Genomic DNA, 10,538 nt, shown 5'->3' with positions numbered 1-10,538 from the left:
TGGATGCGCAGCATGGTTTCCAGAGGATAGGGTTTTCTACCGCCGCCGGCCTTGGGGTAGAACGGTTCGATCAGCTCCAGCAGGCCTGCCCAGGGCACCACCTGATCCATTTCGGCGAGGAAGCGCTCTCGGCGGGTTTGCTTGCGCTTGCCGGCGTACTCAAAGTCGGAAAAGCTCATCTGGCTCATGGGCGGCTCGGATCAGGTGTTGCGGGGATTCTCGCATAACTGAAGGCTTGTTCGGAGATTCCTTAGTTGATTGAGGTTTGAATTAAGTCCGTCGGTACTGGGCAGTTTGTTGCCCAGTACCATATTCAATTGAGTCATGTTATTCACGGCATTGCCGCCGCCCAATAACGTAGTGTTCTGTAACACGCCGCCTTGAGCGATTTGTTGCAACGAGTTGCCCTGATTGTTGTTGGCAGCGATAGCCATTTGAATGGCTCCGCTGTTCATCGTCACACTGACGCTACCGGCCGTGTTGCTTAATAAAACCGGGTTATTGGTCGTCAACACACTGCCTTGTTGGTTGATCGCCGGTGTTTGACCGGATTGGCTGATGGTGATGTCGACGTTGTTGAGCGCGCTGTTGTTATCACCGGCGGCCCGCACGCTCTGCACCACCCCCTGGCCACTGCCCAGGCCGGCCCCCCCCAGCACGGTGCCGGTGCCCACATCGGATTTGCCGGCTTGCTGGGTGCCTTGCTGCGAATAGGTGGACACATAAAACTGCGGTTTGACCGAATTTTGCAATTGCAGGCTCGTACTGGCCCCAATCGTTGTGCCTTGCGCATTCGTCCAGGTGCTACTCATGACCAGACCGAAACTGATAATGCGCCCGGGCATGACAAAACGTCCGCGCAACTCTGACAGTTCCTGATCTTTCAACTCGATCGGTTTGAATGGCGTTTCTGCGTGCACTTGCAGGCACGTCGCCAGGCAACTAAGCGCCAGCCAATAGTGGATGTTCATGTGCTGCTCCCGGGAGCATCCTGCCCGCCATGGTGAGTGTGTGCCGTTAAAAAAAGTCACTCTGGATAAAGCCGAAGTCCAGCAACTCGGCATCTTTGACCGGGCTGAACGCATCCAGCGTGTTCTTGGCCGAAAGCGGAACCGGTGGGGTGCGAAGTGCATTGGTTTTGTCATAACCGGGACCAATGACGGCAAACACAATACCGTTCCAGCCTTTAACAAAATCTTCCTGGCTATACCGCTTGTGGCCCAACACCGGGTCGCCGATGTACACCCAGTTGTCTTGAGCCCGTTGCAGGACCACAAAATGCTTGTAGCCCCGGATGTCCAACAGCACGACCACCGGGACATTGATGTTTTGCAGGCTCTGGGCCGGGATGCGATACCCCCGCGCGCGCATGCCGATACTTTCGATGTAGTGCTTCATGTCCAGCATCGAAAAACCCTGGGTACGGACCAGGTCTTCGTTGGCATTGACCAGCATGCCCTTGATCACGTGGTCTTCATCCACATCCAGCCAGTAGGCCTGACGCAAGATAGTGGCCAACGCTGCGGCACCACAGCTGAAATCGGTTTTTTGTTCCACCAGATCGCTGAAGCGTCGTTCTCGAATACTTTGTACCGGTTTAAAAATCAGGTTGCCTCCTGGCAAGGCAGCGACTGGCATCTGCGCGGCCTGCACCATACCGGTTAACCCAAGCAACAGGGCGAGCGCGATTCGCAACATGATGGAGCCACCTCACACGAAGAAAGGGCCTCTGATTCAGAGGCCCTTCAGTACGCCATGTTACATGGCGGTTTTGCCGACACTGCTGATGGACAGTGAATTGCTCTGCTGGTTGCCCACCCCGGCAGAAACGTTGGCACCCACGTTGCCGGAGGTGTATTTGATGGAGTCATTGACGTTGGAATTGTTGCTCACCGGTACGCGGGCGCTGCTAGAACCACCGCTCCATGGCGTGTGGGTGCTGACCGAGCTGAGGTCGTTGACCACGGTCAGGTTATTTGAGGTTTGAGTCGCCCCGGCACTGGCGGTTGCCAGATTGCCGCCCGACACGGCGATCGCCAGGTTATTTTTCTGTTGGTTCAGGTCGCCAGCGGTGACGTTTACGCCAACGTTGCCGGAGGTGTTGCGCACCGAATCGTTGAGTGTGGCGCCGTTCTGGGTACCGTGGTTGTTCACTTTGTTGTAGTTGCTGGTCTGACTGGCGCTGGTCAAAGCAGCCGCGGTGCCGAGCACAAAGTTTTGGTCATTGTTGGCAATGGCGGTGGCGTTATCCTGCTGGTTGCCCGCGCCGGACGCGGCGTTTACGCCGATGTTGCCGTTGGTATTTTTGATCGAGTCATTGACCTTGGCACCGTTGAGTGTGCCGTTGTTGGCGATGTTGTTGTCATGACTGACCTGCACATCGGCAACCACGGCGCTGGCGCCATTGGTGGCTGTCGGGGTTGGGGTAGGGCCTGGGCGACCGCTGTCAGCCTGGGCAGCGACGGCCATCAGTGCAGCCAGAGCGAAGACCAGTGGTTTAAGAGCCATTGTTGGTTTCATGGTGATTCTCCGTGCTTCATCGGTTAAGTAGGTGTTGGCGTTTTTAATGCACTGCGTGTTAACCAAGTCACTGAGTGACCCGTAGATTCAGGGTGTTAGCCATGCGGTTCCCCACCCCTGCACTCTGGTTGACTTGAACCACTCCGCGGCTGCCGGTGAAGGCCTGATCGCTGGTGACGACCTGGCGGCTGCCCGTGTTGAGTGATCCCGCTCCCGAGTTCGGTTGCAACGCCACGTTCTGTTGGGAAAGGGCGTTGTCGTCCATGCTTTGCGCGATGGCACTGACACCCACCCGCACAGCATTGACCATTTGATTGTTGGCACCTGCAGACTGGTTAACCCCCAGGATGCCGCTGCCCCGGCTGAATGAGTCTCCGCCAATACTGGCCCGAGCATTCATGGCCGGGTCGGCTGAGCCGGACAGTTGCTGCGTTATCCCGGCCGATGTCTGAACCTGATGACCGATGGCAATGGCGCGGCTGTTGACCTGCTGCTGTTGGTTGCCCGCCGCCTGATTGATCATCAGGTTGCCGGTGTAGTGCGCACCCGAGGCGCTGATGTCGGCCTGGTTGTTGTCAGCCAGCACCTGAGTGGAGGCCAGCAGGGTGAGCACCAGAATGCTGATTTTCATGTTATTGACCCCCGCCCATCGAGCTGAGGGGGCGCATGCCTTGCTCAATGCTGCGATTGATCTGGCCGCCCAGACTGCCCATTGAGCCCCCGCCACCCCCCGTACGGCCACTGCCGCTCAAGCCGGGCAAACTGCCGCCCTGGCTGACCATACCCGGCAGGTTGTTGGTCCCGGTGTTGATGACACGGGTAATGCTCGACCCGGTGCTGACGCGGGCAAAATCACCGTCGCCCAGTTCATGTTGTGAAGTGACTGCCGTGATTTGAGCGCCTGGGTTGGCATTGACGGTGGTGGGGTGTGGATCAGGAGGCGGGACAATGCTGCCGACGGCGCGAGGGTAAACATGGCGCGTAATCACAATTTCGCCGGTGCCATCAGCCTGGGCGCTTACGCACACAAGTACTGCACTCAGGCTGAACGCCGTAAGCAGATGACGAGTGAGTAATGTGCGTGAAGTCCCCATGACAGCGTTCCTTCTTCAATGCGCTGGCCCTGATCAGCGTTGAGAAGGAGAGAGCAGAAGCTGTGCCACTTTTGAAAGGGTATTTAAAATCAGAGCGTTACAGTTGAATCGCAGGTTCACGACCGCTGAGCTGTTTCAACCGTGATACGCGCCAGTGAGCGAATCAGGTATCGAAGCAGGGGCACAACAGGGTATTTAAGGCTTTAAGGGCTGTGTAACGAGGGTGTTACAGCACGCCCGCCGCGACCCTGATCCCCTTGCTGTGCACGGGTTACGCGCCATTGGGGTGTATCAGCAGCGGACACTTTTCTTTGAAAAGCAGTATCAAGTGGCCAGTAACTGACTGACGGCGTGCAGCGCGCATGACTGTCGGTCCTGCCAGTTCCCACGAATAATGCGCAGGGGCTGGGCATGGCGTTCCAGCCAGTCCCGGCTTTGCTCGAAGAAATGTTGGCGTTCGGCCAGGCTGGGTTGGCAGCGCAGGCCGTCGGGGGTCCACTCCACATCATCGGGGGACAGCAACAGATGCAAATCGTAATGGCGGCTCAACAGCTCAGGCTCCAGCCAATCCGGGCAAGCGCCGAACAAGGTGGTGCTCCACAACATATTGCTCAGTAAATGGGTGTCGAGGATCAGCAAATCGGGCTGTTGCGCACGGGCTGCGTCCTCCCAAGCCAATTGCCCGCGGGCGATGTCCGGGATATCGGCCAGGCAGGTGTCCCGTGGGTGAACGTCCATGAAGTGACGGACGTATTCGCCCACCAGCAAGCCACCGAAGTGTTGATGCAACTGCGCGGACAGCCAGCTCTTGCCGCTGGATTCCGGACCCGCCAATACCACGACCTTCATGTGCGCAACGCCGGGTCGACACGCCAGTCGCGCCACCCCTGAATCGCGATCACCGTGAACAGCGCGTAGAGCCCGGCGGTCAGGTACAAACCCTTGTAGACAAAAAGGCCGACGAATATCACATCCACCACGAACCACAACGCCCAGCACTGCAAGCGTTTTTGCGCCATCCACAGTTGGGCAACCAGACTGAAGGCGGTCAGCGCGGCATCCAGCCAGGGTTGTGCCGCGTCGGTCCAGTGGGCCATGGCTGCGCCGAGCGCGAGGCTGCCCACAGCGCCGATGGCCAAACCGGTCAAGACCTGACGGGTCGTGAGCGCCGTGACCTGACGCCCTTGATGTTGCGTCCCGGCGCGGGTCCATTGCCACCAGCCATACAGTTGCAACGCGGCGTAAATCACCTGCAGGAGCATGTCCGAATACAGCTTCACTTCGAAGAAGATCCAGCTGTAGAGCAGCACCATGACCAGCCCGATCGGCCAGCACCAAGGGTTCTGTTTGACTGTCAACCAGACGGCGATGACACCGAGCGCAGCGGCAAACAGTTCAAGCCCTGACATGGAGGTTCCTTGGCGTGGGGAAAAGCCGGGGATTGTAACCGCAGCAGAGTCCTTTGGGGCACTTGATCCGTCAGGGTTTTTTCAGCAGCACCACCTCATTCTTGTCAAAGCGTGCGCTGAGTACCGGGACCGTGTTGCCCAGCAGTGTGCCTTGCAGGCCCTGATAGTCGGTGCGGTCCATGATGATCCACGCCTGCCCGTTGAGGGCTTCCAATTGCGCCGGGGTTTGAGTGAAAAGGGGCTGCACGTCACGGTCAACATTGACCATGAACTTGATGGCCTTGGCATCCTTGCCCATGCCGTGCACTACCAATGGCAGGGGTGTTTGATCGATCAGGCGCATGGCCTCACGGGTGAATTCGCGTGTGTCGTACACACGCCGTTCGAAGGGTTCGTAGACCATGATGAAGGTCGACCACACAGCCAGTACTGCGCAGAAAGCCAGTAGGGTGGTGCGCCATTGCGCTTTGAACAGCGCCCCCACCGCCACTAACTGCAACAGGCCGAGCACGGCCAGGGCGGTGGTCAATTCTGGTAATTGCTCTCCCAGGCGATGACGGGCTAGGACCAATCCCGCCATCAACAGCCCCGGCATGAGCAGGAACAGGCCCAGTGTGACGCCGCGCAACAACATAAATGCGCGCCCCTGCGTCACTTGAAAAGGGTAGGCCGCAATGATCGCCGCCATGGGCAACATGGGCAGCAGGTAACGGGCTTTTTTGGCTTGGGGGATCGACAGGCCGATCATCACGATCAACCCGGCACCCGCGCAGTACTTGACCAGCGTCAAGGCTGCACCGGTCTGTGTGCGCCCGGTCAGCGTAAGGGTAAGCAGCACCAGCGCCGCCAACGGGTATGCCAGCGCATAGTTGCCGATGGAGCTGGTGAAGTAATACAGCACACTGCTGGCGCCTTCAGTGCCGTCCATGCGCCCGGTCACTTGCATGCGAATCACTTCACGGACGAAGGTTTCACCGCCGCTGACCCATGCCAGCGCCAGCAAGACCCCGATGCATGCCACGAGCAAGGCCAGTGCCTGCAGGCCAGTGGTCAGCATCCGCCGCCATTGGCCGCTGAGTACGTAATAAACGCAGAGCATGCCAGCAGGAATGACCAGGCCGATGGGGCCGCGGATGGCAAACCCCAGAACCAACAACGCCAGCAAACCCGCGTGTCGACGGGGGGCTGCCAAGTGGTCGTGGGCGTAGGCCAGATAAAAGACCCCGAGGCTCACAGCGGCCAGCATTTGGTCCAGCGAAACGGCGCGGGTTTCGGTGATAAACGTCATGCTCAGCACTAGCAAAGCGACGCTCATCAGTGCCCACTGACGTGAATGAGGCGCCACCAGGCTCCAGGTCAGCATTACGATCACAGCGCTGGCAAGCGCAGTGGGCAACCACGCCGTAAGGCTCGTGACCTGACCGAAGGGGGCCGACAGTAACCAGATGAAAAGGGTCGAGGTGGCACTGTAGTCGGGATAGGGCTGGCCATAGGTGGTGGGAAAGAAGCTTGGCCCGTGGCGCAGCATTTCCTTGGCGAACAGAATAAAGCGCGAATCAAAGCCGATCGCTGCCTGATTGTGCTCTCCCAACACAAAGAGCAGCAGCGCCAGGGCGCCCAGAATCAAGGACTGCCTGCGTTGCGTGTGTAAAGCCAGACGGGATGAATGGGCAGGCATGCGGAGTTTCCTGTACCTGAAAAAATGCACAAAAAAACGCCGCCACTGTTACCAATGGCGGCGCTGCGAACGCTTTAAACGCTTGCCGCTAGAGGCATTGAGGGCGATACCGGCAAGTTGCAGGATTCACCACGGCCCATCGGGAAGTATTGCAAACCGGCTTTGGCCAGCCGCTCGCCGTCGTACAGGTTGCGGCCGTCAAAAATCACCGGGGTTTTCAGGCGCTGTTTGATCAGGTCAAAGTCCGGTGCCTTGAATTGCTGCCACTCGGTGCACACGATCAGTGCATCGGCACCGGTCAGGGTGGATTCAGGCGTGCCCATCAGGCTCAGACGCGGCTCGTCTCCGTACAGACGTTGGGTTTCCTGCATGGCTTCCGGGTCGAAGGCGCGAACGTGCGCGCCCGCCGCCCACAACGCTTGCATCAGCACGCGGCTCGGGGCGTCGCGCATGTCGTCGGTATTGGGCTTGAAGGCCAGCCCCCACAGGGCAAAGGTTTTACCCTTGAGGTCACCGTTGAAAAACGCGTTGATGCGCTCGAATAGCTTGTGCTTTTGCCGCTCGTTGATGGCCTCCACGGCCTGCAGCAAATCGCTTGAGCAGTTGGCCTGCTTGGCGCTGTGGATCAGCGCGCGCATGTCTTTAGGGAAACAGGAGCCGCCATAGCCGCAGCCAGGGTAGATGAAGTGATAGCCAATGCGCGTATCGGCACCAATGCCCAGGCGCACGGCTTCAATGTCGGCACCCAGGTGTTCGGCCAACTCGGCGATCTGATTGATGAAGCTGATCTTGGTGGCCAGCATGCAGTTGGCGGCGTATTTGGTCAGCTCCGCACTGCGCAGGTCCATAAACATGATGCGGTCATGGTTGCGGTTGAACGGGGCGTACAGGTCCCGCATGACCTCGCGCACTGGCTCGCGTTCGCAGCCGATGATGATGCGGTCCGGGCGTCGGCAATCGGACACCGCCGAGCCTTCCTTAAGAAACTCGGGGTTGGACACCACGTCAAATGGCAGCGTGCGGCCAGCCTGTTTCAAGGCGTTATTGATGTGCAGGGTCAACGCGTCGCCAGTGCCCACCGGGACCGTGGATTTCTCCACCAAAATCACAGGTTCTTCACGGTGACGGGCCACTGCATCGCCCACGGCAAACACAGCGCTCAAGTCAGCCGATCCGTCTTCACTGGGCGGGGTGCCTACCGCAATGAACAGGACCTGACCGTGTTCCACTGCCAGCTTTTCATCGCTGGTGAAGCGCAGGCGCTTGCTGTCGAGGTTCTCGCGCACCAGTGCGCTCAGCCCCGGTTCAAAGATGCTGACATGACCTTGCTGCAACAGCTCAACCTTGTTGTGGTCGATGTCCATGCAGATCACATCGTGACCGACTTCCGCCAACACCGTCGCCTGCACCAGGCCTACATAACCACTACCGAATACACTGATTTTCATGCGCAGTTCCTGGAACTTGGGGTACGTCGAGAGTTGATCGTGAGCACGCCGAAAATGACCAGCGTTACGCCCAGCGTTTTTGAAAGCGTGAAGCTTTCATGGAACATCGGCAGGCTGGCGGCCAACACATACACCAGGGCGTAGCTGATGCTCAGTAACGAGTAAGCCCGGCCCAGCGGTAAATCGCGCAGGGCCATTAACCAGCACAGCATTGACAGTGCGTACGCCACAATTGCGCCGCACACCACGGCCAGCGCCGGTAGCCAAACATCCCCCTGACTGAGTGCGCTCAGCCATTGGGCCGGCTCAGGCAAGCGGGTCATGCTCCAGCGCATACCCAGTTGGGCGCTGCTGACCAGCAACACACTGGCGATGGCAAAGGTGAATCCACGGCGCAGACTCATGCGTGTTGCCCCAGCAGCGCCACACCGGCGATCACCAGCCCCACGCCACACCAGTGGCGCAGGTCGATGGGTTCTTTGAACAGGTAGCGCGCCACCAGCGTAATCAGCACAAAGTTCAGGCTGAGCATCGGATAGGCCACCCCGACCTCCAGCCGTTGCAGGACCAGCAACCACACCAGCAGACCCAGCCCGAGGCACAGCAACGCAAGCCACAACCAGGGCGAGCGCAGCATGCCCGCCATGCCCACATCCACCCCACGCCAGCTTTCGACCGCATATTTCTGTGCGACCTGCCCGGCGCAGGTCAGCACACAGGCCATGAGCAATAACGCAAGGGTCATGGCGCGCTCTGCGGGAAGATCAGAATCACCATGTTGCCTTCGTCGTAGCGCTTGGCATCTTTGGGCAGCATGTCCATTTCATGGCTCTCATCGCTGCTTTTCACCCGCATCACCACGCCCACCGGGCCTTTCAGGCGCGCAGCAGTCAGCCATGGACCGACCTCGGCCAGGCCGATGCTTTTGCCTTGAGCGTCGTCGTAGGTCAGGCCGTATTTCACTTCGCCCTGGGTGTTGTACAACGTCACATCCGGACGGCGCAGGCGCCAGGCCAGCGCCGAGGCCGCGCCCAGGTCGTTGCTGAGCAGCGACGTGGCAGGCGCCAACTCTTGAAGGTGCTCAAGGACGAACTGGTCCGGCATTTTGTTATGCACCACGCTGCTGGGCATGGCCGCCGGCAGCAACAGAACCAGCACACCCATGCTCAGGGCCGGGGCTGCCCACAGCGTCAGCGGGCGCCACAGTTGCACGGCACCGGCGACGATCCAGGTCAGCAGCACGATCACCAACAGGGTCATGTGCAGCGGTTCGTTGTCGTAGAAAGGTGTTTTGATCTGGAAATAGATCAACGCCGCCAGTGCCACGCCAGCCAGCAACACGTTAACCAGTGCATTGGTGCGCAAGGCGCCGGTTTGAGCGTGCTCCACGCGTTGCATCAGTGCGTAACCCAGCAGCAAGGCTAACGGCAGCATGCACGGCATGATGTAGGTCGGCAGTTTGCCTTTGCTCAGGCTGAACAGGGCCAGTGGCAGCAGCATCCACAACAGTACAAACACTACGTTGGCGTTGCGCCTGTTGTGCCAGGCATCTTTGAAGGTCACAGGTAACAACGCGGCCCACGGTAAGCTGGAAATCACCAACAGCGGCAGGTAGAACCACCACGGGCGGCCGTGTTGCGCGTCTTCACCGGCGAAGCGACGAATATGTTCATGCCAAAAGAAGAAGCGCCAGTAGTCAGGTTCCTGTGCATGCACCGCCAGCACCCATGGCAGCGACACCAGGGCGGCGACCAACATGGCCAGCAGGCCGTATTTGACCATTTCCAGAAAGCGCTTCTGCCAAACCATGTAGGGCAGGGCGATCAGCACCGGCAGTAAAAAGGCCAGAAAACCTTTGGTCATGAAGCCCATGCCGCAGGCGAAACCCAATACGGCCCAACTGATGGTCCGCTCGCGCACGGTGCGGCTGTCCACCGCAAACCACAATGCAACGAGACTCAGGTTGACCCAAAAGGTGAACTGCGGGTCGAGGTTGGAATAGCCCGCCTGACCGGCAATCAGGCCGAAGGTCATGTACACCAGCGCGCAGGCAACGCTCTTGCGCGGGTCATTCCACAAGCGGCGTGCCACGAGGTATGCCAGCAACACGCTCAGGCCAGTGGCCAGCGCGGAGGCAATGCGTACCCCAAACAGGTTTTCGCCAAAAATGGCCTGCCCGATGGCGATCATCCAGTAACCGGCAATCGGTTTTTCGAAGTAGCGCAGGTCCATGAAGTGCGGTGTGACCCAATTGCCATCAATGAGGATCTGCTGGCCGATCTGCGCGTAACGTGTTTCATCCGGGATCCACAAACCGTGGGTGCCCAGCGGCAGCAGGTAGAACGCGACAAAAGCCAACATCAACAACGGGATAGCCCAGCGATTCATC

General features: G+C 59.1%; 13 protein-coding genes. All 13 read right to left on the bottom strand.

Annotated elements, in window-relative coordinates:
• Window positions 1-188, bottom strand: a 188-nt coding sequence (locus HBN61_RS10515; RefSeq protein WP_524539063.1) for a transposase, incomplete at its 3' end; no start/stop codon positions are given.
• Window positions 189-200: 12 nt separating this feature from the next.
• Window positions 201-971, bottom strand: coding sequence for a fibril amyloid subunit FapE (gene fapE, locus HBN61_RS10510; protein WP_170046719.1), 771 nt, complete (start codon window positions 969-971; stop codon window positions 201-203).
• Between the two features lie 46 nt (window positions 972-1,017).
• Complete coding sequence (gene fapD / locus HBN61_RS10505; protein WP_094992913.1) at window positions 1,018-1,698, bottom strand: fibril amyloid maturation endopeptidase FapD; 681 nt, start codon at window positions 1,696-1,698, stop codon at window positions 1,018-1,020.
• 60 nt (window positions 1,699-1,758) lie between these two features.
• Window positions 1,759-2,520 (bottom strand): amyloid-like fimbrin subunit FapC, encoded by a 762-nt coding sequence (fapC, locus tag HBN61_RS10500; RefSeq protein ID WP_170046718.1) that lies wholly within the window; start codon window positions 2,518-2,520, stop codon window positions 1,759-1,761.
• A 67-nt stretch (window positions 2,521-2,587) separates the two neighbouring features.
• Window positions 2,588-3,151 (bottom strand): fibril amyloid subunit FapB, encoded by a 564-nt coding sequence (gene fapB, locus HBN61_RS10495; protein ID WP_094992911.1) that lies wholly within the window; start codon window positions 3,149-3,151, stop codon window positions 2,588-2,590.
• Window position 3,152: 1 nt separating this feature from the next.
• Entirely contained in the window at window positions 3,153-3,614 is a 462-nt protein-coding gene (gene fapA / locus HBN61_RS10490) for a functional amyloid chaperone FapA (protein ID WP_094992910.1), read from the bottom strand.
• A 324-nt stretch (window positions 3,615-3,938) separates the two neighbouring features.
• Window positions 3,939-4,463 (bottom strand): ATP/GTP-binding protein, encoded by a 525-nt coding sequence (locus tag HBN61_RS10485; RefSeq protein ID WP_170046717.1) that lies wholly within the window; start codon window positions 4,461-4,463, stop codon window positions 3,939-3,941.
• The gene (gene pnuC / locus HBN61_RS10480) at window positions 4,460-5,023 is read right to left on the bottom strand and encodes a nicotinamide riboside transporter PnuC (protein WP_094992908.1); all 564 of its coding nucleotides are present in this window, start codon (window positions 5,021-5,023) and stop codon (window positions 4,460-4,462) included. The genes HBN61_RS10485 and pnuC overlap by 4 nt, the downstream gene beginning before the upstream one ends.
• A gap of 70 nt (window positions 5,024-5,093) precedes the next feature.
• A complete protein-coding gene (locus HBN61_RS10475) occupies window positions 5,094-6,701 on the bottom strand; it encodes an ArnT family glycosyltransferase (protein ID WP_170046716.1) in 1,608 nt (535 codons plus the stop codon).
• A gap of 74 nt (window positions 6,702-6,775) precedes the next feature.
• Complete coding sequence (locus tag HBN61_RS10470) at window positions 6,776-8,149, bottom strand: UDP-glucose dehydrogenase family protein (protein ID WP_094992906.1); 1,374 nt, start codon at window positions 8,147-8,149, stop codon at window positions 6,776-6,778.
• Window positions 8,146-8,553, bottom strand: a complete 408-nt coding sequence (gene arnF, locus HBN61_RS10465) for a 4-amino-4-deoxy-L-arabinose-phosphoundecaprenol flippase subunit ArnF (RefSeq protein ID WP_094992905.1) — start codon at window positions 8,551-8,553, stop codon at window positions 8,146-8,148. The genes HBN61_RS10470 and arnF overlap by 4 nt, the downstream gene beginning before the upstream one ends.
• On the bottom strand, window positions 8,550-8,894 hold the full coding sequence (arnE, locus tag HBN61_RS10460) for a 4-amino-4-deoxy-L-arabinose-phosphoundecaprenol flippase subunit ArnE (RefSeq protein ID WP_094992904.1): 345 nt from the start codon (window positions 8,892-8,894) through the stop codon (window positions 8,550-8,552). Before arnE ends, arnF begins: the two co-directional genes overlap by 4 nt.
• Window positions 8,891-10,537: a lipid IV(A) 4-amino-4-deoxy-L-arabinosyltransferase gene (gene arnT / locus HBN61_RS10455; RefSeq protein WP_524539071.1), complete on the bottom strand. Its 1,647-nt coding sequence runs from the start codon at window positions 10,535-10,537 to the stop codon at window positions 8,891-8,893. Before arnT ends, arnE begins: the two co-directional genes overlap by 4 nt.
• Window position 10,538: the final 1 nt, after the last annotated feature.

Origin of the sequence: Pseudomonas sp. WS 5071 (assembly GCF_012985765.1) — a bacterium.
Taxonomy (GTDB): domain Bacteria; phylum Pseudomonadota; class Gammaproteobacteria; order Pseudomonadales; family Pseudomonadaceae; genus Aquipseudomonas; species Aquipseudomonas lundensis_A.
Note: the sequence above shows the minus strand (reverse complement) of the source record. Positions and strands in the feature narration are given on the sequence as shown.

Bases quoted from the DNA above. Each gene is read 5' to 3' on its own strand.
- fapE (WP_170046719.1), bottom strand. From the start codon at position 971: ATGAACATCCACTATTGGCTGGCGCTTAGTTGCCTGGCGACGTGCCTG.
- fapD (WP_094992913.1), bottom strand. From the start codon at position 1,698: ATGTTGCGAATCGCGCTCGCCCTGTTGCTTGGGTTAACCGGTATGGTG.
- fapC (WP_170046718.1), bottom strand. From the start codon at position 2,520: ATGAAACCAACAATGGCTCTTAAACCACTGGTCTTCGCTCTGGCTGCA.
- fapB (WP_094992911.1), bottom strand. From the start codon at position 3,151: ATGAAAATCAGCATTCTGGTGCTCACCCTGCTGGCCTCCACTCAGGTG.
- fapA (WP_094992910.1), bottom strand. From the start codon at position 3,614: ATGGGGACTTCACGCACATTACTCACTCGTCATCTGCTTACGGCGTTC.
- HBN61_RS10485 (WP_170046717.1), bottom strand. From the start codon at position 4,463: ATGAAGGTCGTGGTATTGGCGGGTCCGGAATCCAGCGGCAAGAGCTGG.
- pnuC (WP_094992908.1), bottom strand. From the start codon at position 5,023: ATGTCAGGGCTTGAACTGTTTGCCGCTGCGCTCGGTGTCATCGCCGTC.
- HBN61_RS10475 (WP_170046716.1), bottom strand. From the start codon at position 6,701: ATGCCTGCCCATTCATCCCGTCTGGCTTTACACACGCAACGCAGGCAG.
- HBN61_RS10470 (WP_094992906.1), bottom strand. From the start codon at position 8,149: ATGAAAATCAGTGTATTCGGTAGTGGTTATGTAGGCCTGGTGCAGGCG.
- arnF (WP_094992905.1), bottom strand. From the start codon at position 8,553: ATGAGTCTGCGCCGTGGATTCACCTTTGCCATCGCCAGTGTGTTGCTG.
- arnE (WP_094992904.1), bottom strand. From the start codon at position 8,894: ATGACCCTTGCGTTATTGCTCATGGCCTGTGTGCTGACCTGCGCCGGG.
- arnT (WP_524539071.1), bottom strand. From the start codon at position 10,537: ATGAATCGCTGGGCTATCCCGTTGTTGATGTTGGCTTTTGTCGCGTTC.